General features: G+C 61.4%; 20 protein-coding genes. 15 read left to right on the forward strand and 5 right to left on the reverse strand.

Annotation, left to right across the window (positions count from 1 at the left end):
* The 12 genes from GX444_08855 to GX444_08910 form a co-directional block, all read left to right on the forward strand.
* Positions 1-395, forward strand: a 395-nt coding sequence (locus GX444_08855) for a hypothetical protein (GenBank protein ID NLH48699.1), incomplete at its 5' end; no start/stop codon positions are given.
* Position 396: 1 nt separating this feature from the next.
* On the forward strand, positions 397-948 hold the full coding sequence (locus tag GX444_08860; protein NLH48700.1) for a hypothetical protein: 552 nt from the start codon (positions 397-399) through the stop codon (positions 946-948).
* Between the two features lie 36 nt (positions 949-984).
* Positions 985-2,139 (forward strand): acyl-CoA dehydrogenase, encoded by a 1,155-nt coding sequence (locus GX444_08865; protein ID NLH48701.1) that lies wholly within the window; start codon positions 985-987, stop codon positions 2,137-2,139.
* Positions 2,139-3,305 (forward strand): acyl-CoA dehydrogenase, encoded by a 1,167-nt coding sequence (locus GX444_08870; GenBank protein ID NLH48702.1) that lies wholly within the window; start codon positions 2,139-2,141, stop codon positions 3,303-3,305. Before GX444_08865 ends, GX444_08870 begins: the two co-directional genes overlap by 1 nt.
* A 39-nt stretch (positions 3,306-3,344) precedes the next feature.
* Positions 3,345-5,138 (forward strand): long-chain fatty acid--CoA ligase, encoded by a 1,794-nt coding sequence (locus tag GX444_08875; GenBank protein NLH48703.1) that lies wholly within the window; start codon positions 3,345-3,347, stop codon positions 5,136-5,138.
* Between the two features lie 17 nt (positions 5,139-5,155).
* Positions 5,156-6,301: a thiolase family protein gene (locus GX444_08880; GenBank protein NLH48704.1), complete on the forward strand. Its 1,146-nt coding sequence runs from the start codon at positions 5,156-5,158 to the stop codon at positions 6,299-6,301.
* Between the two features lie 12 nt (positions 6,302-6,313).
* Positions 6,314-7,516 carry a thiolase family protein gene (locus GX444_08885; GenBank protein NLH48705.1) on the forward strand — a complete coding sequence of 401 codons (1,203 nt, stop codon included), beginning with the start codon at positions 6,314-6,316 and terminating at the stop codon, positions 7,514-7,516.
* A complete protein-coding gene (locus GX444_08890; GenBank protein ID NLH48706.1) occupies positions 7,513-7,983 on the forward strand; it encodes a hypothetical protein in 471 nt (156 codons plus the stop codon). Before GX444_08885 ends, GX444_08890 begins: the two co-directional genes overlap by 4 nt.
* Before the next feature lie 13 nt (positions 7,984-7,996).
* A complete protein-coding gene (locus GX444_08895; GenBank protein NLH48707.1) occupies positions 7,997-8,452 on the forward strand; it encodes a Zn-ribbon domain-containing OB-fold protein in 456 nt (151 codons plus the stop codon).
* 95 nt (positions 8,453-8,547) lie between these two features.
* Positions 8,548-10,140: a GMC family oxidoreductase gene (locus tag GX444_08900; protein ID NLH48708.1), complete on the forward strand. Its 1,593-nt coding sequence runs from the start codon at positions 8,548-8,550 to the stop codon at positions 10,138-10,140.
* Positions 10,141-10,214: 74 nt separating this feature from the next.
* The gene (locus GX444_08905) at positions 10,215-10,637 is read left to right on the forward strand and encodes an OsmC family protein (GenBank protein ID NLH48709.1); all 423 of its coding nucleotides are present in this window, start codon (positions 10,215-10,217) and stop codon (positions 10,635-10,637) included.
* Positions 10,638-10,661: 24 nt separating this feature from the next.
* On the forward strand, positions 10,662-11,177 hold the full coding sequence (locus GX444_08910; GenBank protein ID NLH48710.1) for a GyrI-like domain-containing protein: 516 nt from the start codon (positions 10,662-10,664) through the stop codon (positions 11,175-11,177).
* An 11-nt stretch (positions 11,178-11,188) separates the two neighbouring features.
* On the opposite strand, the gene GX444_08915 is transcribed toward GX444_08910, so the two are convergent.
* From GX444_08915 to GX444_08925, 3 genes are all read right to left on the reverse strand, one after another.
* Complete coding sequence (locus tag GX444_08915) at positions 11,189-12,451, reverse strand: HD domain-containing protein (protein ID NLH48711.1); 1,263 nt, start codon at positions 12,449-12,451, stop codon at positions 11,189-11,191.
* Positions 12,452-12,534: 83 nt separating this feature from the next.
* On the reverse strand, positions 12,535-13,356 hold the full coding sequence (locus GX444_08920) for a class I SAM-dependent methyltransferase (GenBank protein ID NLH48712.1): 822 nt from the start codon (positions 13,354-13,356) through the stop codon (positions 12,535-12,537).
* 33 nt (positions 13,357-13,389) lie between these two features.
* The gene (locus GX444_08925) at positions 13,390-15,750 is read right to left on the reverse strand and encodes a hypothetical protein (protein NLH48713.1); all 2,361 of its coding nucleotides are present in this window, start codon (positions 15,748-15,750) and stop codon (positions 13,390-13,392) included.
* 116 nt (positions 15,751-15,866) lie between these two features.
* On the opposite strand from GX444_08925, the gene GX444_08930 reads away from it, so the two are divergent.
* Complete coding sequence (locus tag GX444_08930; GenBank protein ID NLH48714.1) at positions 15,867-16,721, forward strand: creatininase family protein; 855 nt, start codon at positions 15,867-15,869, stop codon at positions 16,719-16,721.
* A 10-nt stretch (positions 16,722-16,731) separates the two neighbouring features.
* On the forward strand, positions 16,732-17,457 hold the full coding sequence (locus GX444_08935; GenBank protein NLH48715.1) for a class I SAM-dependent methyltransferase: 726 nt from the start codon (positions 16,732-16,734) through the stop codon (positions 17,455-17,457).
* Between the two features lie 26 nt (positions 17,458-17,483).
* Here the strand turns inward: GX444_08935 and ygiD are convergent, their stop codons facing one another.
* Entirely contained in the window at positions 17,484-18,284 is an 801-nt protein-coding gene (gene ygiD / locus GX444_08940; GenBank protein ID NLH48716.1) for a 4,5-DOPA dioxygenase extradiol, read from the reverse strand.
* 223 nt (positions 18,285-18,507) lie between these two features.
* On the opposite strand from ygiD, the gene GX444_08945 reads away from it, so the two are divergent.
* Positions 18,508-20,289 (forward strand): hypothetical protein, encoded by a 1,782-nt coding sequence (locus GX444_08945; GenBank protein NLH48717.1) that lies wholly within the window; start codon positions 18,508-18,510, stop codon positions 20,287-20,289.
* Between the two features lie 86 nt (positions 20,290-20,375).
* Here GX444_08945 and GX444_08950 read toward each other — a convergent pair whose 3' ends face one another.
* Positions 20,376-22,238, reverse strand: a complete 1,863-nt coding sequence (locus GX444_08950; GenBank protein ID NLH48718.1) for a hypothetical protein — start codon at positions 22,236-22,238, stop codon at positions 20,376-20,378.
* Positions 22,239-22,257: the final 19 nt, after the last annotated feature.

Genomic DNA, 22,257 nt, shown 5'->3' on the forward strand with positions numbered 1-22,257 from the left:
AGGCGTTCCAGCGCGAAGGGCCGCCGCTCGACCGGTTCGAGCGAGCCGGCCGCGCCTTTTTCAACCGCTTCTGCCGCCGCCATCACGAGCTCGTGGTGCTGATCCTGCGCGAGGCCGTGGGCGTCAACGCGGCCATCGAGGAACAACGCAAGGCGATCTTTCAAGGCTTGATCGACGACATCGTCGGCGCGATTTTCAGCGTCACCGGACGGCGCGACCGCGCCACCGCGCGACGCGCCCAGGTGGTGGCGGTCAGCCTGCTGGGCATGCTCGAACGCGTCGCTTATCACTATTACATCTGGGAAACCGGTTCGAAGGATCGCCGCAAAGTGGCAGAGGAAGCCGTCGCTTTCATCCGCGCCGGCCTGAGCAGCGTCCTGGCGGCGGAGCACTGACATGCCGCCGTTGAAAATCGCCCTCCACGCCCATTCGACGATGTCCGACGGCCGGCTGGCGCCCGCGCAGCTCGCCGACCATTACCAGCACCTGGGGTTCGACGTCTTGGCGATCACCGACCACGACTACCTGTTGCGTCCGAACTGGCGCGACCTTTTGCCGCCCTCGCGCGACGGGCTACTGATTCTGCCCGGCGTTGAGTTGACCATTCACGAGCGCGGCTACATTCACGTTAATTGCATTTACGGCGAGCGGGAAACGTTGCACGTTTTCAATCATCCGGCCGAGTACGACCTGCCCTTCGGCGATTTGCAACAAATCTTGGCGGCCGTGGCGAAGAAATTGCCGCTTGACGCGATCGAAATCAGCAGCAAAGGTTTTTACACCCCGCAATGGAACGATCCGCGTCTGCCTTATCCCAAGGTCGCGTCCGACGACAGCCACACCGCTTTGGGCTGCGGCCGCGCCTGGATCGAGCTCGAATGCGCTCGCGATCCCGATGAAATCATCCGCGCCATCCGCGCGGGTAAAGCCGTGCCGCGATTCGTCTGAACCGCGGCCGATCCACATTCTAGCGGGGAGAACTCCATGGAATTTTCGTTTACGCCGGAACAACTTGCGTTTCGCGAACAGGTGCTGAAGTTCGCCACGAAGGAACTGGCGCCGTTGGCCGAGGAAACGGACCTGAACGCCGAATGGAGCTGGGATGCCTGGCGCCGGATGGGCGAGTTCGGCATGCTCGGCCTGCATTTTCCCGAGGAATTCGGCGGCAGCAACGCCGACGTCGTCACCGCCTGCCTGGCGGGCGAGGCGCTGGCCGAGGGCGGCGCGGACGGCGGCCTCTGCCTCGCCTACGGCGCGCATTCGTTTTTGTGCGGCGACACCATTTTGCGTTACGGCACGCCGGAACAAAAACAGAAATTCCTGCCCGGCCTCGCCTCCGGCAAACTGGTCGGGGCGATGGCGTTGACCGAACCCGACGCCGGCTCCGACGCCGCATCCATTCGCACCCGGGCCGAGCGTCAGGGCGACCTCTGGAAGCTCAACGGTACGAAGATGTTCATCACCAACGGCCCGATCGCCGACGTGATCGTGGTTTTCGCGGTCACCAACAAGGATGCCGGGCCGATGGGCATCAGCGCCTTCATCGTCGAGAAAGGGACGCCCGGGTTCTCGGTCGGTAAGGTTCTGCACAAGATGGGCGTGCGCACCAGCCAGACCTCCGAACTGATTTTCGAGAACGCCCAAGTGCCGGCCGCGAATCTGCTCGGCCAGGAAGGCATGGGCTTTCTGATCGCGCTGGGCACGGTGGAATGGGACCGCTCGGCGCTGCTGGCCCCGGCGGTCGGGGCGGCGCTGCGCAGCCTGAAGGCGGCGACGAAATACGCCGACGAGCGCAAGCAATTCGGCAAGCGCATCGCCGAATTTCAAGCCGTGCAGCACAAACTGGCCGATCTGCGGATTTACTGCGAGGCCGCCCGTTTCCTGGTCTATCGCGTCGCCTGGAAGAAGGACCAGGGCGAACCGCTCAACCACCTCGATGCCTCGGTCGCGAAGCTGTACGTCGGTGAAACCGGCATGCTGGCCGCCAACGACGCGGTGCAGATCTTCGGCGGCTACGGCCTGATGCACGAGTATCCGGTCGAACGCTTTTTCCGCGACAGCAAACTCGGCGCGATCGGCGGCGGCACCAGCGAAATCCAACGCATGATCATCGCCCGCAGTCTCCCGGGAGGTAAATAATGAACTTCGACTACACCCCCGCCATGAATGCCGACCTGAAGGCCTTCGCCAAATTTTGCCGCGAGCAGATCGCCCCGCACGCAATGGAACTCGACCAGATGCCGGCCGAACGCGCCCAGGCCTTGTTGCGCGAAAACCTTCAAAAATTGGCTGCCGGCGGCTTTTTAGGTCGGCAATATCCCACCGCGTTCGGGGGCCAGGGCCAGCCGTCGGTGGAGACGGTCGCGCTGCAAGAGGAACTGGCACAGGCTTGCCCCGCGACGTTCTTGTCCGCCAGCGTTTCCGTCGATATCTGCGGCGCGGCGTTGCTGGCCTACGGTTCCGGGGCGCAAAAAGACCGCTACCTGACTGCCTTGGCCCAGGCGCAAAAAATCGGCTGCTTCGCACTGACCGAACCCGAAGGCGGCACCGATCTGCACGCCGTGCAAACCCGCGCCGAACCGACCGCCGACGGCTGGGTGATCAACGGCACGAAGTCGTTCATCACCAACGCGCCCATCGCCGATTTCGCGATTCTATTGGCCAAGATCGTCCGCGACGGCAAGGAGGACGGCACCGGCCTGTTTGTCGTCGACCGCGACACGCCCGGATTTTCGCGCGGCGAACCGTTGAAAAAAATGGGGTATCGCGGTTCGCCCACCGGCGAATTGCGGTTCGCGGATTGCCGGGTTCCGGCCGACGCGCTGCTCGGCGAAGCCGGCAAAGGCCACGACCAGGCGATGAAGGTGCTGGTCGGCAGCCGGATCGGTTTCGCCGCCGGCGCGATCGGTCTCGCCCGCACCTGCTTCGACGAAGCAACGAAATACGCGCATCGCCGCAAGGCCTTCGGGCACAAGATCATCAGTTTTCAGGAGGTCGGCTTCAAGCTTGCCGACATGAAAATGCTGATCGACACCGCCACGCTGCTCGTGCGCCGCGCGGCCTGGCTGCTGGACAACCGCGATCCGGAGGCCGATCCGGTCGGCCGCTGCGCCAAGGTCTTCGCGACGGAAGCCGCGACGAAAATCAGTTCGTGGGCGGTGCAGGTCCATGGCGGCAACGGCTATTTGAGCGAATTTCCGGTCGAGCGCCTGTATCGCGACGCCCGGCTCGGCGAGATCGGCGAAGGCACCAACGAGATTCAACGAGTAATGATCGCCAAGGACTGCCTGTCCCGTTGGACTTAGAAACCCTGGAAGTCGGCCATCCCGAGGCAAGGAGGGAACATGGCTGAACCGCGAAATCTCGTTGAACTGTTCCTGGAGGTCGTCCGGCGGCGCGGCGACGCCGTCGCCCTGCGCTACAAGCGGGACGGCCGCTGGCTCGGCATCACCTGGAACGAGTGGGCCGCCGAGGTCAAACGCCTGGCCTGGGCATTCGTGAAAATGGGGCTGCCGCCGCGCGGCGTGGTCACCATCGCGGCGAAAAACCGCCACGAATGGGTCACCGTCGATCTGGCCGTGCAAATGGCCGGCGGCATCCTCGTGCCGATATACCCGACGCTGCTGGCCGCCGAGGCGCAGTACATCACCAACAATTGCCAAGCGCGCATCGCCGTCGTTGAAGACGCGAAACAGTTGGCCAAGGTGGCGGTCGGCGCGGACACTCTGCCGCACCTGCAACAAATCATTTTAATCGACGGCGCGGCGGACGATCCCCGCGTCCTTTCCTACAAAGCCTTCCGCCGTCTGGGCGACGATCTCGACGAAACGGACCTGGCCGCGCGCTATCGGGACATCGGTCCGGGCGACATTGTCACCATGGTTTATACGTCGGGCACCACCGGCCTGCCCAAGGGGGCGATGCTGACGCACGACAACTTCCTGTTCATCAGCGACGCCGTGCTTCATTTCTTCGAGATCGCTCCCGGCGACGTGGTGTTGAGCTTCCTGCCGCTCAGCCATATTTACGCGCGGGCCGGCGAATTCTATCCGTCCCTGCGCGCCGGCATCGAAATCTGTTTCGCCGAAAGCATCGACAAACTCTCCGAGAACCTCGTGGAGGTTCGACCGACGATCCTGTGCACCGTCCCGCGCGTGCTGGAAAAGGTTTACGCCGCGATCATCGCGAAAACCGCCGTCGCGCCGGCGATCACCCGAAAGCTGTTCACTTGGGCGCTGGCCGTCGGCCGCGAATCCGCCCCGTATCGCGAAAAGAACCAGCCGTTGCCGGCCTGGCTGTCGCTCCAGCATCGCCTGGCCAAAGCGCTGGTTTACGACAAAATCGCCGCCCGCTTCGGCGGGCGCGTCCGGCTGCTGGCGGTCGCCGGCGCGCCGATGAGCCGCGAAATCGCGGAATATTTTTATGCCCTGGACGTGCTGACGCTCGAAGCCTACGGCATGACCGAGTGCTCGGACCCCGCGACGCTCAACACCCTGCGCCGGCACCGCTTCGGCACCGTCGGCCTGCCCTTGCCCGGCGTCGAGATCAAAATCGCGCCCGACGGCGAAATCCTGATGCGCAGCCGGGCGGTGTTCGCCGGCTACTTCAACCTGCCAGAGGCCACCGCCGAGACCCTGGTCGACGGCTGGCTGCACACGGGCGACATCGGCGAATTCGATCCGGACGGTATGTTGCGGATCACCGACCGCAAGAAGGACCTGATCGTCACCTCGGGCGGAAAGAACATCGCCCCGCAAAAAATCGAAAGCATGCTGATCGCCGATCCGTTCATCGCCCAGGCCGTCGTGCTGGGCGACAAACTGAAATACCTCACCGCCCTGATCGTCCCGGCCATGGACGCCCTCGCGCCGGTCGTCCGGGAGCAAGGATTCGCCCTGCCCGAGCGCGCGGCGATCGCGACCTGCCAGCCGGCCGTCGACCTGATCCGCGGGCGGATCGCGGAAATCAACCAGCGGTTGGCAAAGTTCGAGACGGTGAAGGATTTTCGTTTGCTGGATCACGACCTGACGCTGGAGAGCGGCGAACTGACGCCGACGCTGAAGGTCAAGCGCAAGGTCGTGCAGCAGAAATTCGCGTCCCTGATTGCTGAAATGTACCCGGAAATCCCTTCCGATTGACAAAGGAGGTAAGGCGGATGACCAGACGAGCAGCGATTTGCGCCGTGGCCCAAACGGCCTTTGAGCGCGACAAATGGTATCAGCGACAACAGAACATGGGCTGGGAGGTGGTGGAGCCCCTGCTGAAAGCCACCGGCCTGGATTTCGCGGAAAACACCGGCATCAATCACATCGTCACTGTCTCCGACGATCTGTTCGACGGGCGCACAATCTCCGACGGCGCGATGACCGACACCGTCGGCGCGCACTATCGCTGTGAAGAGAAGGTGTCGCAGGACGGCGCGCAAGCCGTCTACTACGCCATGGCGATGGTTTTGTCCGGCCAGGCCGACGTGGTGATGATCGTCGCGCACTGCAAGGAAAGCCAGCCGGGCAGCCGCAACCTGGTCACCCACATGGCGTTCGATCCGTTCTTCACCCGGCCGGTCGGGCTCGATTACCTGACGGCGGCGGGCCTGCAGGCCGAAGCGTATGCCCGCAAAACCGGCCTGACCGAAGCGCGGCTGGCGGACCTCGTCGTCCGGGCGCGGCGCAACGCCGCCCGCAATCCATACATCAAGGACCTGCCCGCGGTCACGGCGGCGGAAGTGCTCGCTTCGCCCTACCTGGCGGCGCCGCTCCGCGAACTGATGACCTACCCGGTCAGCGACGGCGCCATCGGAATGATCGTCGCCTCGGAAGAACGGGCGCGCCAACTGACCGACAAACCGGTTTGGCTCACCGGCGTCGGCAGTTGCTACGACAGCTTTTTCCTCGGCGACCGCGATCTGACCGCGAATTTTTCGTTGAAAAAAGCGGCGGCGCGCGCCTACGGCATGGCCGGGCTGACCGATCCGGCGAAACAAGCCGATCTGTTCGAGGTCAGCGATCGCTACGCCTACGAATTGCCGCTCTGGGCCGAAGGGCTCGGTCTGTGCGGCGACGGTGAAGGCGATCGTTGGCTGGCGGCGAACGGTCCGGATGCCGCGAATCTGAACCTGACCGGCGGCACGCTGGCCGGCGTTCCGATGTTGCTCGGCGGCCTGGCGCGCGTGGCCGAGGCGGCGCGGCAGTTACGGCACGAAGCCGGCGCGGCCCAGGTCAAGAACGCCAAACGGGCGGTCGCCCAAGGAACGACGGGGCCGGCCGGACAGCACCACACCGTCGTGGTCCTCGAAAGCTAGGAGGGCAGCACCATGAAACGAAATCGCAATGTTGGTATTGTCGGCATTGGCCAATCCATGCATTCGAGTCACCGCGAAGAGGTCAACCAACCGGAGATGATCCACGAAGCGGTCGTGCTGGCGCTGCAAGACGCGGGGCTGACTATCGACGACGTGGACTGCGTCGTACACGGCAACATGGAACTGTTTGAAATGGTGCACCAGCCCGACCTGTGGCACGTCATCGGCGACGGCGCCTATGGCAAACCGGGCCTGCGCGTCACGACCGGCGGCACCACCGGCGCGACTCTCGTCTGCGTCGCCGACGCACTGGTCTGCAGCGGGTTGCACGACATCGTCCTGGCCATCGGCTTCGAAAAACTACAGGAAGGCCACACCACCGGCGGCATCACGAACATGGCCGATCCGCTGTGGGGCCGTGAAATCCAGACCGGCGCGCTGACCGGCATGACTGCCGACCAGGTCATCGAGGAATTCGGCGCCGACCGGGCCAAGCACGCGGCGATGAAGCATCGGGTCATCATGGACAAGCACGCGATGAAAAATCCCCACGCCCATCGCCGGCTCAGCCTCGCCGACGAGATGATTCCGGCGATGATCGCCAACACGCCGCCGCTGGTCGGCGAACTGCGCCTCGTCCATATGTGCTCGCAAAGCGACGGCGCCTGCGCGATGATCTTCGCCTCCGAGGCGGCGATCGAGAAACACCACCTGGACAACCCCGCCTGGATGGTGGACCACGTCACCGTGCACCGCGAGGAAACCTTCAACCTGTTCGTGAAAAGCGCGGAACCCACGACGCAGCGTTACGCCGCGCAAAAGCTCTTCGCGCGCAACGGTATCACCGATCCCCGCCGGCAGATCGACGTGTTCGAAATGTACGATCCGTCCAGTTGGTGGGGGCTGGATTGGCTCCGCGAATTTTACCTGCTGGAAGGCGATGAGCACCTCAAGATGATCGAAAACGAGGAAATCGCCCTGGACGGCCCCTATCCGATCAACCCGTCGGGCGGCGTGGTCGCCACCAATCCGATCGGCGCGACCGCGATGCTCCGGGTCGCCGAGGCGGCGCTGCAGGTGCGCGGTCAGGCCGGCGAGCACCAGGTTAAAAAGCCGGTCCGTCGCGCCCTCGCCTCTGGTTTCGGCGGCACCCTGTGGACCGTTCTCGTGCTCCTGTCGAAGGACAAGCCCAATCTCGGGGAGGAACAAGCATGACCGACGTCAAACAAAATCTCATCGTTCTGCGCCAGGTGCTGTCGATCCCGATGCGCTTCGCCACCGGCCCGGTGATGGGGCGCTTTCTGCGGGAGTTGCGCGACAACCAGCGGATCATGGCCAATCGCTGCGGCGTCTGCGGGCGGTTCCAGTTGCCGCCGCGCGAGGTTTGCGCGATCTGCCGCGCCCCGGTGACGGAATTCGTCGAAGTCGGTCCGGAAGGCGTCATTTCCGGTTTCGACCTCGTCTATTACGCCAGTCCCGATCCGCTCACCGGCGAAGCACGCAAGGCGCCGTATACCACCGTCAACGTGCTGCTCGACGGCGTCGTCGGCAAGGACACGTTGTGGCACCTGCTCAACGAGACCGATCCGGCGAAGATCAAGCACGGGCTGCGGGTGCGCGCGGTTTTCAACGAACACCGCACCGGTTCGATGCACGATATCAAGTATTTCGAATTGATCTGAAAGGAGCCGCGACATGAGCGAAGCCAACGAAAATTGCTGGGTTGTCGAAGGCAAACTGGCTTTACCCTATCAATATTTCGCCGGCGCCGTGGGCAGCCGCTTTCTCATCGCCCTGCGCGACGAGAAAAAAATCCTCGGCCAACGGTGTCCGAAGTGCAACAAAGTGACCATTCCACCGCGCGCCACGTGCGAGCGCTGCTTTACCGACATCTCCGAAAACTGGGTGGAACTCAGCCCGGTCGGCGAAATCGCCGGCTTCACGGTGGTGCACCATCAGGAGTCGCACTATCCGCTGCCGACGCCGTTCGTGCTGGCGCTGATCAAGCTGGAGGGCGCGGATACCCCCTTCGTGCACCTGGTGGCCGAGCTGCCGCCGGAGGCGGTGAAAATCGGCCTGAAGGTCAAGGCGGTTTTCGCGGAAGAGCGGATCGGTTCGTTGCTCGATATCCGCCATTTTGCCCCGGTTTGAAAAAAGCGGCGGCTGGCGATCGCGGGTTGCCAGCCGCCTTTTCATTCTGTATTAACTAAACGTCCCTCCAAATGCAGCCAATTGCGGAGATTCCAATGGAAGAGGTATTTGACTTTATCGTGATCGGTTCCGGCTTCGGCGGCAGCGTCAGCGCGCTTCGGTTGGCGGAAAAAGGCTACCGCGTCTGCGTCCTGGAAGCCGGGAAACGATGGCGACCGGAGGATTTCCCCAAGACCAACTGGGACGTGAAGCGCTTTCTCTGGGCGCCGGCGTTCGGCTGCCACGGCATCCAACGCATCTGGCTGCTGAAGGATTTCATGGGCCTGGGTGGTGCCGGCGTCGGCGGCGGCAGCCTGAATTACGCCAACGTGCTCATGGAACCGTTGCCGCCGTTCTTCCGCGATCCGCAATGGGTGGACCTGGACCCGGATTGGCAGAAGACCCTGGAACCGCACTACCGGATGGCGAAAAAAATGCTGGGCGTCGCCCAGTTCCCCAAGGAATCCGAAGCCGACAAGGTGTTGAAGGAATACGCCGCCGACATCGGCCGTAGCGACCACTTCACCCCCACGCAAGTCGGCGTCTTTTTCGGCGACCCGAACGTCACCGTTCCCGATCCGTACTTCGACGGCCAGGGCCCCGCGCGGACGGGTTGCGACTTCACCGGCGGCTGCATGATCGGCTGCCGGGCCGGCGGCAAGAACACCCTCGATAAGAATTACCTCTACCTCGCCGAAAAACTGGGCGTGCAAATCGTTCCCGAAACCTTGGTCACCGCGATCCGTCCCGACGGCGACCAGGGCTACTTCATCGAATCGCGCCGCGCCACCGCCGCGTTCGCCCGCGATCAAAAAGTCTGGCGGGCGAAGCAGGTCGTCGTCAGCGCCGGCACCCTCAGCACGCTGAAACTGCTGTTGCATTGCAAGGAAATGGGCTACCTGCCGAAGATCTCCGACCGCCTCGGCTACAAGTTCCGCACCAACTCCGAGGTGCTGACCGGTATGCGCGCACTCGACAAGAACAAAAAATTCTGCGACGGCGTGGCGATCACCTCGTACCTGAACGTCAACGATTCGACCAGCATCGAGGTCACGCGCTACCCCGAGGGCTCCGACGTGATGGGCTTCCTGGCGCAACCGCTGACCGACAGCGGCACCAAATGGACCCGGCCGCTGAAATTTTTCTGGACCTGCCTGACCCACCCGACGCATTTCCTGCGCAGCCTCTGGGTGCCCGGCTGGGCGAAATCGACGATCATCCTGCTGGTGATGCAGGTTTTCGATAACGGCTTGCGCATCCGGCTGAAGCGGAGCTGGCTGATGCCCTGGCGCAAGCACTTGGCGTCGGAAACGCCGGAAGGCGGCATCCCGACCTACATCCCTGAAGCCAACCACGCCGCGCGCGCCGTAGCCAAAAAAATCGGCGGCATTCCCCAGGGCGCGGTGTCCGAGGTGCTGCTCAATCGGCCGCTGTCGGCGCACATGCTCGGCGGCTGCCCCATCGCCTCCGGGCCGGAACACGGGGTGGTCGACAAATTCGGCCACGTCTTCGGCTACCGGGGCCTTTATGTCGTCGACGGCTCCAACATGCCGGCCAACCTCGGCGTCAACCCGTCGTTGACCATCACGGCCATCGCCGAACACATGATGTCGGCCGTGCCGCCGAAGGGGACCGGCGCCGTTTCCTGATTGATGGTTTTGACAAGCACCGCGGCCCGCAACAATATAGCCGCGTCTTGTCGAACCGAAACCAGGAGACGCTCATGCCCACCGAACTCACCATTCAAGCGATTCATCAGGGCGGGATGCATTTCATCGCCGGCGACGGCGACCATGCGGTCAGCATGGATTACCCGCTGAAGCCCGGCGAAAAAGGCGCGGGCCTGACGCCCCTGCGTATGCTGCTGTCGAGTCTGGCCGTCTGCGGCGGCAGCGCGGTCGGGCTGCTTTTGCAACGGATGCACCAGCCGCTGACTGGCCTGACGGTCAATGCGCGCGGCTTGCGGCGCGACGAACACCCGACGGTGCTGACCGAAATCTCGCTGGAATTCGTGATCAAGGGCGCGGTGGACCCTGCCGTGCTTGCCAAGGTGCTGAACCAATGCGAACAGCAACTGTGCCCGGTTTGGCACATGCTCAAGGCCGGCACGCCGATCACTTACTGCTTTCGCGTCGTCAACGACTAAGCTACCGAAGATTGGGAGGAACCCATGGCGATTCATTGCCAAATCGAGGACATGCCGTTTCGTTATGCAATGGTCATCAAGGCGCAAGCGAAGATGATGCAAATGCCCAAGTTGATCGGCCAGGCTTTTCAGCGAATCGCCGAGTACCTGCAAGCCCAGGGCGTGGAGATGAAGCAGGCGCCGTTCACCAAATATCACGGTTTTTCGTGGGACGATGTCGGCAAACAGAACCCGCTCAAGATGCTGTGGCGTGTCTTTACCTACACCTGGCATTTCGAGATCGGCTTCCCATTGGAAGCGCCGCTGGCCGCGCCGGCCGGAATGGAATGCGCGGAATATCCGTTCGATCGGGTCGTCGCCTGCCTGCACGAGGGCCCGTATCAGAAAATCGGCGCGACGTACAAGGCATTCTACAACCGCATGCTCGCCGAGCAGATGCGACCGCTGGATTTCTCCTTCGAGATCTATCTGAACGATCCGCGGACGACGCCGCCGAAAGAGCTGCAAACGAAAATCATGGTGCCGTTGGCCGAGGCGTAGGGCGCCTTGGTTTATAACGCCAGATGGAAGGATTGATACTCCTGGCTCGCCAGACGTTGCGCCGCCTCGCGCGCGCGATCGTAGACGGGAAGATCGGCCAGTAGTCGCTCGACCAGGCTTTCGTCCAATTCGTTTTCGGCCGCCATTTCGCGCAGGACGGCGGTGACTTCCTCCAACGACATGGCGATGCGATACGGCCGGTTTTCGGCGAGCGCGGTAAAGACATCGGCGACGGCCAGAATTCGCGCGCCCAGCGGAATGTCCGCCGCCTGACGCCCAAACGGATAACCGCTGCCGTTGAGCCGCTCCTGGTGCAGCGAGCCCCAATCGCTGATCTGCCGTAGCATGGGAATCGGATCGAGAATCCGGTAGGTGTGAAAGACGTGCGTGCGCATGACGAAGCGTTCTTCGTCGGTCAATCGGCCGGCTTTCTCCAGAATTTCGGCGGGAACCGCCAGTTTTCCCAGATCGTGCAGAAACGCCGCGACTTGCAGTTGCTTGCTTTCGGCGTCGGAAAAACCGACCGCGAGCCCCAATGCCACGGCGACCGCCGCGACGCCGCTCGAGTGCGTCGCCGTGAATTCGCTTTTAAAATCGATGATTCGGCAGAGCAGCTTGGCGAACGCCAGCAGTTCGTCCAGACCCAGGGACACGTCCTGGCCGGAACAATCGCGCTTCAGCAATTGTTCGAGCGAAAAGGTCGCCGCTTCCAGCCAGAAATAATCGCGGCGGGCCAGCGAGGCGAAGGCGTCCGCCATCTCCGGCGCGAAGCGGGTGCCGCGCCCTTCGCGGATTCGCGCCGCGATCGCCGCCGCCTGGGCCAACACCGGCTTTTGCGGGTCCAGCAATACGGCCGCCCGGTCCGCCAAATAAATGAGGTAACTGGCCGGAGGAACCGTGGGGTCGCCGCCCGGTTCTGGGCCGTTGCGCCAATTGGCATGATGATGCCGAACGATCGTCGCGGCGTTTGCCAAGGGTGGGAAATCGGCCAGCAGCAGCGCGCCGGCGATGCAGTGGCGTTCGGTATCCTCTTCCTCGAACCGCAACAGCGCCAGGCGATCGAGAATGGAAAACGCGCCGATGTCATGCAGCAAGGCCGCGGTGACCGCCTCGCATTTGCGGGCCTCGGACCAATTCAATTCCTGCGCCAGGCGCAGGCAAAGATAGGCGACGCGTTCGTGATGTTGCGCTACTTCCGCGGACATCAAATCCACGGTTTTCGCCAAAGGCGCCAGCAAATCGAATAGACTGACGCGAAACGGATCGAACCGCATGGGCGGGCCCTCCCGGTTGCGACGTCGTCGACGAAAGAACTTTCCAGTAAAGGATACGGCCACTGCCGCCGCGCGGGCAAGGGCTAAATACCGCGATCGATCCCTGCACGACGGGCCCGCAACAAGTAACAAAGCGGCACTTTGCCGTCTTTTTCCAGGTGCCCGAACAGATTGGCGATGTCGTGGGGATACTCCGTCAGCGAAAGCAGCGAGAATCCCGCACCAAGCAACGCGTTGACGACGTCCGACAGCTTCTGGGGAAAATCGTACTTCGCGGTGGAGTCGTATTTCGTATGGCCGACGTAGTCGATGCCGTCGCAGCTCACGGCCGGTTCGCCGGTGAAATAGGAATACTCGACGCGGTAGGGATCGTGAAATGCCTCCTCGCCGGGAACGGGCAGCATCATCGTGAACGGATGCAGGTCGCTGATGACCAGATCGCCGCCGGGCCGCAGCAACCGCGCGGCGATGCGAAAAACGCCCGGTAAATCGGGCAGCCAGCACAGACCGCCGATTGTGAACAATACCAGGTCGAACCGCCCGTCGTGCGTCGCCGCGATGTCGTACACGTCGGTCCGTTCGAATTCGGCGGCAACGCCGGCCAGTGCGGCCAGTTTCCTGGCCTCGGCGACGGCCTCGTCGGCGATATCGAAACCGACGCCGCGCGCGGCGCCCTGCCGCAGAATCGAGATCAGTTCGATGCCGTTGTGGCAGCAGAAGTGGGCGACCGCTTTGCCGGCCAACCCGATCGCGGCCAGTTGGGCGGCCAGTTCCCGATCCAGCGCCGAAAAATCCGGCCGGGCGAGATCGCGCTCCAGGCTTTCGCCGCGTTGCGGTCGCATCACGCGTACGGCCCGGTTCCAGGCCTCGCGATTGGCTTCGGTATAAAAACGGCGGTCCTTCACTCGGTGTTTTCCCTTGTGGCCGGCGGCTTTTTCCTACGGCCCGACGACAAATCGATATCCGGTGTTGAACGGCCCGTTCGGCAGATCTTCCATCGTCGCGGTGACCGACAGAACCAACTCGTGTTCCTCGTCGACCGCCGGCGTCTCGAACGAAATCGGCCTCACGCGCGAGCCGCCTTGCGGCACCACAAGCGTGAATTCGTCGCCGGCGATTTCCGTTTGCGTGGTTTCGTCCACGACCGTCCAAGCGACTGTTTCCGACGCGCCGGGAAGGAACGAATCGTTGAGCGCCACCAAGGTGCGCTCGACCGCCGTCGCCGCCGGCAAGGCCACCGGGCCGAACGACCCGTCCTCATTGGGTCCGACCCGCGTGTATTCGAAATCGAAAACCGCGATCGGATGATAGGATTCGCGCAGGTGTTTGACGAGCCGCTCCTTCTCCTCGATCGTATACAAGCCGTGATAATAAGGCGCCCAAGGGTGCTCGTTGCCTTCCGGATCGAAATCGTGCCACGCCCAATTTAGTTTGTACGGCCGGATGTCCGAGAAACCGAGAATCCGCATCGCGCGGACCGCCGATCCTTGCAAGGCCTTGGCCATGTCCAGCGTCTGGCCTTCCTCGGGAGTCCGCCGGTCGACCATCGTTTCACCGACGCCCGTCGGCACCCCGTCGATCAGAAACGGTTCGTAGTGCGCGATGGCGTCGGTAAACCACTCGTTGCCCGGATAAATGGTGAAATAGTTCAGGAACGGATAGTGCCAGTTCACCGTTTCCGGCTTGGCGGGATAAAACCACCAGAGGAACGAACCGTCGCCGTCCCAACTCACCGGGCGCGGCGTGGTGACGACGCCGTCCGAACGCCGGACCGCATCGGCTTCCTGGGCGGGAATCCGCAAGGAAAACACCTGCTCCATCCGCAGCCCGAAACCGTACATGAACATCTCGTTTTCCAGCGACCACATGACGATCGCCGGATGGTTCCGTTGGCTCACCACCCAATCCGCCAGCCAGCGGCGGCCGTTTTCGACGTATTCCTCGCCGCGATTGAACGGCGGCAGAATATCCACGCGGGCGTAAATCGGCGATTCGGAAATCACCATCAAGCCCATTTCATCGGCGAGAGCGAACAGGCATTCCGCGGGCGGCGCCTGATGAAAGCGGACCAGGTTGATGTTCAAATCCTCTTTCAGGCGGCGAAAGGTTTCGGGCGCGGTTTCGCAGGAAAGGTACCGCGGTCCCCAATAACGCGGCCGCGAAGCCTGATCGTCTAAATTATCGCCGAACAAATTGAGCCGCTCGCCGTTGAGCATGAAATGCCCGTCCTCGATCCAGACCTCGCGAAAGCCGAAACGATCCTCGCGCAAATCCAGCGGCGCGCCGGTCGCGTCCATAACCAGGGAACGCAACGTATAGAGCGCCGGGTTGACGGGGGTCCACCGCTCCGCCCCGTCCCAGTCCGCGACAACGACCACTTTCGCCTTTTGACCGGCGGCGATCTCCAGGCGCCGGGCGGTCGTTTCCAGTTCCACCGCGGCCGAATTCGAAACGGCGCGGCTCATCACCCAGACCGCGGTGTCGTGATCGGTCGAATTCACCAGGGTGTATTGGATCGTCAGGTCGTCGCGGCGCGTCGATGGGATGATGAAAACATCGTCGAGGTAAATCGCCGGCAACTGCTCCAACGTGACCGACCGATAAAGGCCGGTGATGTCCGTGAGGCTGTAATAGCCGACCGGATAGCGGGTGATGCCGTCGTCGCCGAGCAGCGCCTGGCCGTCGTTCAACTCCACGCGCAACGCGTTTTCACCGGTCCGCACGGCGGTCGAGGCGTCGAAGGTAACCGGCCAATAGGGGCCGGTATGCGTGCCGATTTCGGTGTCGTTCAGAAAGACTGTCGCCTGGTGATGAATGGCCTCGAAGCGCAGCCGCGTCACCGGCGGCGGCGCGGGCAAATCGATCGACAATTCGTACGTGCCACGATGGATCGTGCGCGTTTCCCAGCCCTCGCCTTCGGTGATCTGTAAAAATTCGTCGGGCGTTCCGGCCAGGTATTCCGGGCAAGCGTATTGCTCCCAATCCGGCCAGGAAGGCAGCGCTTCCCAAAAACAGGGCACCGTCACGTCGCGCGCCGGATAACCTTCCGGGGTAAAGGACCAGGTGCCGTCCAGGCTGGTCGTTTGCCGAAGCGGCAGCGCGGGTTCATTCCAAGGTGGCGGTGACGAATCGTCGTTGTCGTCGTCGTCATCGACGTCGCCGGCCGTATCGTCATCGACCGGGCTCACGGAAGAATCATCGTCGCCGTGATCGTCATCGCCCGAGGAACCATTGCCGCCACAGGCCGAAAAGCCCACCGCAAAGCCGATCAGGAAAATCAATATCCACCAGCGCTTCATTGTTTTTCTCTCCGCGGTTGCTCTGCCGTTCATGGTATCATCGACCGGATTCCGGCTCAAAGGCGATCCGCCGTTAGCGGGTCCGAAAGAAAATCTTTTCCGCAAGGAGCCACGGCATGGCGAACGAGGATCGGCAGCCGCCAAAATTCATTCAATTCGAACGCGCCCGGCCGCATGAAGTGCGCGCAATGATCGACCGAACCCCAATCGCCTATGTTCCGTTCGGGGCGCTGGAATGGCACGGCGAGCACGCGGCGCTCGGCTTGGACGGCATCAAGGCCGAGGCGATCTGTCGCGCCGCGGCAAAGATCAGCGGCGGCGTGTTATTTCCGCCGGTTTATTGGGGCGCTTTTCACACCCTGTCTTTTCCCTTCACCTTTTGTTATTCCAAACGCGCCATGAAGAAACTGGTGCGGCGCACCTTGAACTCGTTGGCCGATTGGGGGTTTCGCTCGATCATTCTTCTGACGGGGCACTACCCGGCGGCGCAAATTACGCTGCTTCGCGCGGAATGCCGGCGGTTGAGCCGCGCGCGCGGCATCGGCGCGCTGGGCATTCCCGAACAAGCGCTCGCCCTGGACCTGGGATATCTCGGCGACCATGCCGCCAAGTGGGAAACCTCCCTCCTCATGGCCATCGATCCGACATTGGTGGATTTATCGCGGTTGCCCGACGATACCGGATCGTTGCGCCAGCGCGGCATCGAACAGGGGATCATGGGAATCTGCCCGAAAAATACGGCGACGGCCGACTTGGGCCGGCAGGTGCTGGACACCGTGGCTTCGCGCCTGGCCGCAACCGGAACGCGGATGCTGACCGAGGGTGAGCGACCGGCGGAAGAAATCTATCGCGCCCACCTGGCGGCGTTTCGCCGCCCGCTGGCCGCCGCGCGCCGGGCCTTCGGCGTGGAATCATCCTGGGAAGCCGTCCGATTCGTGCTCGGCAGCATCTGGCGGCAAAAACATTTGTAAAGGCAGGCCAATGTACGAAACGGATCTGGCTCGCATTCACCACGAAGGATTCGGCGATGTCGCGCGCGCGGCGGCCGCCGTCTTGCTGGCTCATCTGCAAGGCGCCGGAATGAATGATGGAACCGTGGTCGATCTCGGTTGCGGCAGCGGAATTTCCGCGAAAATCCTGTCGGAAGCCGGCTACGATGTCCTCGGCATCGATTTGTCCGCCGCGATGCTGGAAATCGCCGCCGCCCAGGCGCCGCTGGCACGGTTTATCCGAGCGTCGATTCTGGACACGGAACTGCCGGCCGCCGTCGCCGTCACCGCAATCGGTGAAATTTTCAATTACCGGTTCGACGACCGGGCCGGTCCGACGGCGTTTACCCGCACCGCGCGACGGATTTTTCAAGCCTTGAAACCGGGCGGCATTTTCCTGTTTGACGTGGCGACACCCGGCCGCGTCGTGCCCAATCCGCGCGAACAATTCCGGGAGACGCCCGATTGGTCGATTTATTTCCGGGTCGCGGAGGACCCGGCGACCAAAACCCTGACGCGCGATATTGTGGTTTTTCAACGGTTGGATGAATTCTATCGCCGCAGCGCGGAACGCCACGAACTGACGCTCTTCTCACCCGTCGAAATCGAAGCGATTCTTCATCAAGTCGGCTTCCACTCGATGATGCTGACCGCTTACAACGATTTGACGCTCGGCAACGGGTGGATCGGTTTTCTGGCGAGGAAACCGGCGCGTTGATCGACGATGACTAATTTCGCTTCGTTTCAGGAAAAATGAATCGACCGCATCGACAACGAACCCAAATCGAAGCCTTCGATTGGAAAACTGATTTGCTCGCTTTCACCGGCCGCGCCAACGGCATAAAGCAGCGGCAGGTAATGATCGAGCGTCGGGTGTGACAATCGACCGTCTTCGCTATCCACCAGATGCGCCAACCGGTCGCCATCGCCTTGCGCCACCGCTTTTTTTACTTCGTCGTCAAACCACGCCGCCCAGGTCGGGGTCGATCGATCGCCCCGCAGATCGGCGCGTAAGGCATATCCGAGATTGTGCACGACATTGCCGCTGCCCATCACCAACACGCCGTCCGCGCGTAGCGGCGCCAGTTTTTTGCCCAATGCCAGATGAGCCGCGGGCGGCAGCCGCGAATCGATGCTGAGTTGCACTACCGGAACATCGGCTTTTGGGAACAGATAACGAAGCACGGTCCAGGTACCATGATCGAGCCCCCAGTCCAGCGTCACCTCGGCTTCATCGGCGGCCAACAATTCGGCGACCCGAGTCGCCAATTCCATCGAGCCGGGGGCCGGATACGACAACTGGAACAACTCGCGCGGAAAACCGCCGAAATCATGAATTGTCCGCGGCATTTCATCGCCCGTCAGAAAAACACCCGGCAGATACCAATGGGCGGACACGGAAAGAATGGCCCGTGGCCGCGACAATGACGAACCGATGGCGCGAAATCCACGGCTCCATGGATTGTCCTCAATGGCGTTCATCGGCGAGCCATGGCCGAAAAATAGAACCGGTTGGCGAACCGGTGATCGAGCCCCAGGGTTCATGATCCCCCCGAATCATCCGTAGACTCTCGGAATATCGCCGAGAGCGGTTACCCTCTGATGAATGTAACCAAGCGTTTGTCGATCGCAAGCAAGAAATGGTTGCCTTTGATTGCCAAGGGCACTATGATTCCAGCGAGAACAGATCGGTTTGTCGGCATTTTCGTTTTTCATTCGGTCTGCGCTCGTTAGCACAACAAATAGATTTAATCAGGAGGATTAATAAATGAGCACCAGAAGCACCGTATTTTTCATCCTATTATGCATCGCGATCGTCGGCCTGCTCGCCGGTGCTTGTGGCGGCGGCGGCGATGAAAACGATAATTCGCGGGTGTTGGATGACGATACCGGCGACGATGACAATCTGGATGATGACTTTACCGACGACGATGACGACGACAACGATGATAATGACGATAACGACGACAATGACGACAATGACGATAATGACGACAACGACGACAACGACGATATCACCTATGACCCGATCGTCTGCCAAATTCCGGATCCGGAATCGCTGGGCGAAGGCCTGATGATCGGCGGCGATACACCCAGCAGTCAGATCGATGTCTACGTCTACGACGACGGCACCTGCGAACCGATCGAAGGCGCCACCATTCTTCATGGTTCCGACACCTATACGACCGATGCTTCCGGCCATGCCGTGGTGATCATGAAAAAAGGCGTCGAAAAAGTGACCGCCTGGGCGCCGAATTCCTGGGCTTGGAGTTATCAGGCGGATGCGGATGTCATGTATTTCCGTTTGCGCCCGGATGAATACAACCGGACTTACAACGATTCCGATGACGGCAGTTTCCTTTACGAGGGCGATCCCCTCGAGTTGACCAATCCGGGATTATTGGGCCTCTTCACCCAACCGCTTTATGCCGGGATCACCATCCCCGGCGTTTCTCGCCGCCATGTTCTTTCGCTCGATGATTTGAGTCTTTTCGCCAATTCGAAGTTTGAATTGACGATCGACACCGGCAGCGGTCCTGAGGTAACCGAACTGCCGTTGAACGTTTATTTACCGGCATTGGACCTTTCCATTCCCGACGTCTTCACCATTCAAGGCGAAAACCCTTATTTTAATATTCCGGTTGACGCCGCATTATCCGAACATCCGCTTGAAGGTTTGATCGCGCGGGTCGACGTCATTGAGGCGATCCCCGACATGGCGAGCTTACTGGAATTGATCAGTTGTATCGGCGAAGGCGGTGACATCATCGCCTGCATCGTGCCGCTACTGAATCCGCTCATCAACGACGCGTTGTCATTCGAGTACGTCGGCGTCGATCCGGCGTGGAACGGCACGGGAGCGCCCGACCTGAACACTTTCAAGCCTGCTTACAGCATCCCGTTGACGGTGGCCAACGCCTCCCCTGACTACGATTATCTGGCCGCTTTTGCCGCCGACATTCCGAATCGGGCCCTGCTGCCGATGGGCCTTTCCATCGCGGAAGACGGTGCGGCCTCGTTGAAATACAACGTGGTGCCCGACGCCAAGTACCTGATCGCCGCCGCCCGGACCGATCTGCTGGCCTCCGATTTCACCAGCGCGAATTTCTCCTTTGCATTCACCTATTCGGATCGCATCGATCCATGGACCTCAGGGGTCACAATCGACGCCGACACCGATTTCCTGCCGGAATTCGACGAGGCAAATACCTATTATGACGACACAACCGGACTGGTTTCCTGGGAATTGGCCGACACCGAATCCATCACTCCGGAGCTGTACATGCTCGTCTATATCCCGGGTGCTTCCTGCCCCGGCTGCAAGGTGATTTTCGCCCAGATGCCGCCTTCGGTCACGGAATACCAGATTCCGACCGAGGAGATGGGAATCACTCCGGCCGCGGATGACATCATCCTGCTCTTCGGGTTCAACTTCAGGGATAGCATCAACCCCGATGCCTACGCGCCGGTCAACATCCTGGGCGAATACGTCAATGCCATCAACATGTGGACCAACTTCGACATCCTATCGTTGATTCCGACTTACTGAGTCAACGCGACCGCTGATCGCAACTTGCCTCGCCCGACCCGTTCCAGGGTCGGGCGTTTTTTTTTATCTCAACGGCTCGGACAAAATCATGGTTCGCAGGCCAAAGCCTGAAATGTCGGTGTGACGATCGGCAGGTAGGTCACGCGATCGCCAGAGAGATCGACCACCGCGACACCGCGCGAACCGGCCGCGATGTAGGCATAATCGCCGGCGATCTGCAGATGATGAAGTTCTCCATCCAATTGCCAGGATCGGATGGCCTTGATTTTCGACAATTCGGCGACATCCAGGAGGGAAAGTTTGCCTTCGTATTCCGCCAGGCCAAGCCGTTGTTTATCTTCGGTGAAAGCCACTCCATAAGCGGATCCTTCGGTGGAGTAGCTCGCTTCCTGAAAAGGTTTGCCGGGGTCACGGTAATTTACGACCGTCAAACCGCGATTGGCGGCGGCGAGATACGCGCGCGAATCGTGGAGCGCGACGCCGATCACCGGGCGTAAAATCGTGCCGTGGCGCAGGAAAAAGAACAGCGGGTTACTCGGTGGCGGGAAAACCGCTTTGCGGATCGGCCTGGCGGGGTCGCCGACATCGTAGATGAAAAGGCCGTTGACGAGATCGGCGGCGACCGCGATCGGCCCTTCCTTGGCCACGCTGATCAGGTAGCCGAAATCGCTGCCCAAGCGGCTGTATTCGTTGGCCAGATGCTTGGGTATGTCCGGTCGAAGGTCCAGAACCCCGAAGCCATGATGACCGTAAGCCAGATAGCCGTAATCGCCGTCAATCGCGATATCCCACGGATGATCCTCGGGAATGAAAATGCCCAGCGGCCGCGGCGCGGTCGGGTCACCGATATCAAATACGGAGGCACCGCCCAACACGTCGGCGATGATCGCCCGATTTCCCCGAATGGCGACGCGGGCGGTCAGTCCCTTGGTATCGGTCGCCGACAGAAACTTGGGCGAGCCGGGCGTTGAAATATCGTACAAACTGAACCCGGCGCTTTCATTGGCCACCGCCAGGATCTTTCCCGCGACGGTTACCCGGCGCGAAGCCGGCGGCACCTGATAGTAGCCGAGCGTCTGGGGAGAATCGGCCGCCGCGGCATCGAAAATCAGGAAACCGTTCGCCCCATCGGAAACGAAACCGATGTTCTCGCGAAAAATGATGTCGTAGGCGCCGCCGGGCGTGGCGCAGGTTTTCAAAACAGTCGGGTGTCGGGGCTCGGTGATATCGACGATGACCAAACCCAGATTGATATTGGCCAGCCAGGCTTGATCGCCCCGCAACGCGACTGTATAGGTGTAGCCCGGCAACGGTACATGGCTTACCGGGCGCGGAGTTTTCGGGTCGGTAACGTCGACGATTCTCAACCCATCGGAGCCGTTGCTGAGATAGGCAAAATTGTCGCGGATCTCCATCCAGATCGGCGGTGGGTCCGGCTCGTAGATTTCTTCCGGCAACTGAACCGGCAAGTTACCGATCCGGTGCGGCGACTTCGGGTCGGCGATATCGTACACGTCCAATCCGCGCCGGCCGTCCAGAATATACGCAACGGTACCGACAATCTTGGCGGCGCTGACCCACCCTCCATCTACGGAAGTCAGCGGTTTCAGGTCGGCGGGGTCGCTCACATCCAGCAAAGTCCAGCCGGCCATTTCATTAGAAAAAAGGAGCAAATCCTTTTCCAGCGCGCAGTGCATCCCATAGCCCATATTGGAAAATCGATCCAATTTTCGCGGATGCAAGGGATCCGAAACATCGAATGAGGTCAATCCGGACGGACCGGCCGCCAAAAACATGGTCGTTCCTGATTGGCAAAAACCATGGGCAATGCCGCCGATGTACTGCTTTTCCAGCAGTTTCGGGTGCGCCGGATCGTGGATATCCAGCACTCCCATTTCAGTGCCCAGACCGATGTAGGCCGCGTTTTTATAGACGTGCGCCGTCCGCACCAATGGCCCCCACCAGACT

The organism is Myxococcales bacterium, assembly GCA_012517325.1.
Taxonomy (GTDB): Bacteria; Lernaellota; Lernaellaia; order Lernaellales; family Lernaellaceae; genus JAAYVF01.

What these genes read in the sequence shown, in the direction of transcription:
- GX444_08860 (NLH48700.1), top strand. Translation starts at nt 397, where the DNA reads ATGCCGCCGTTGAAAATCGCCCTCCACGCCCATTCGACGATGTCCGAC.
- GX444_08865 (NLH48701.1), top strand. Translation starts at nt 985, where the DNA reads ATGGAATTTTCGTTTACGCCGGAACAACTTGCGTTTCGCGAACAGGTG.
- GX444_08870 (NLH48702.1), top strand. Translation starts at nt 2,139, where the DNA reads ATGAACTTCGACTACACCCCCGCCATGAATGCCGACCTGAAGGCCTTC.
- GX444_08875 (NLH48703.1), top strand. Translation starts at nt 3,345, where the DNA reads ATGGCTGAACCGCGAAATCTCGTTGAACTGTTCCTGGAGGTCGTCCGG.
- GX444_08880 (NLH48704.1), top strand. Translation starts at nt 5,156, where the DNA reads ATGACCAGACGAGCAGCGATTTGCGCCGTGGCCCAAACGGCCTTTGAG.
- GX444_08885 (NLH48705.1), top strand. Translation starts at nt 6,314, where the DNA reads ATGAAACGAAATCGCAATGTTGGTATTGTCGGCATTGGCCAATCCATG.
- GX444_08890 (NLH48706.1), top strand. Translation starts at nt 7,513, where the DNA reads ATGACCGACGTCAAACAAAATCTCATCGTTCTGCGCCAGGTGCTGTCG.
- GX444_08895 (NLH48707.1), top strand. Translation starts at nt 7,997, where the DNA reads ATGAGCGAAGCCAACGAAAATTGCTGGGTTGTCGAAGGCAAACTGGCT.
- GX444_08900 (NLH48708.1), top strand. Translation starts at nt 8,548, where the DNA reads ATGGAAGAGGTATTTGACTTTATCGTGATCGGTTCCGGCTTCGGCGGC.
- GX444_08905 (NLH48709.1), top strand. Translation starts at nt 10,215, where the DNA reads ATGCCCACCGAACTCACCATTCAAGCGATTCATCAGGGCGGGATGCAT.
- GX444_08910 (NLH48710.1), top strand. Translation starts at nt 10,662, where the DNA reads ATGGCGATTCATTGCCAAATCGAGGACATGCCGTTTCGTTATGCAATG.
- GX444_08915 (NLH48711.1), bottom strand. Translation starts at nt 12,451, where the DNA reads ATGCGGTTCGATCCGTTTCGCGTCAGTCTATTCGATTTGCTGGCGCCT.
- GX444_08925 (NLH48713.1), bottom strand. Translation starts at nt 15,750, where the DNA reads ATGAAGCGCTGGTGGATATTGATTTTCCTGATCGGCTTTGCGGTGGGC.
- GX444_08930 (NLH48714.1), top strand. Translation starts at nt 15,867, where the DNA reads ATGGCGAACGAGGATCGGCAGCCGCCAAAATTCATTCAATTCGAACGC.
- GX444_08935 (NLH48715.1), top strand. Translation starts at nt 16,732, where the DNA reads ATGTACGAAACGGATCTGGCTCGCATTCACCACGAAGGATTCGGCGAT.
- ygiD (NLH48716.1), bottom strand. Translation starts at nt 18,284, where the DNA reads ATGAACCCTGGGGCTCGATCACCGGTTCGCCAACCGGTTCTATTTTTC.
- GX444_08945 (NLH48717.1), top strand. Translation starts at nt 18,508, where the DNA reads ATGAGCACCAGAAGCACCGTATTTTTCATCCTATTATGCATCGCGATC.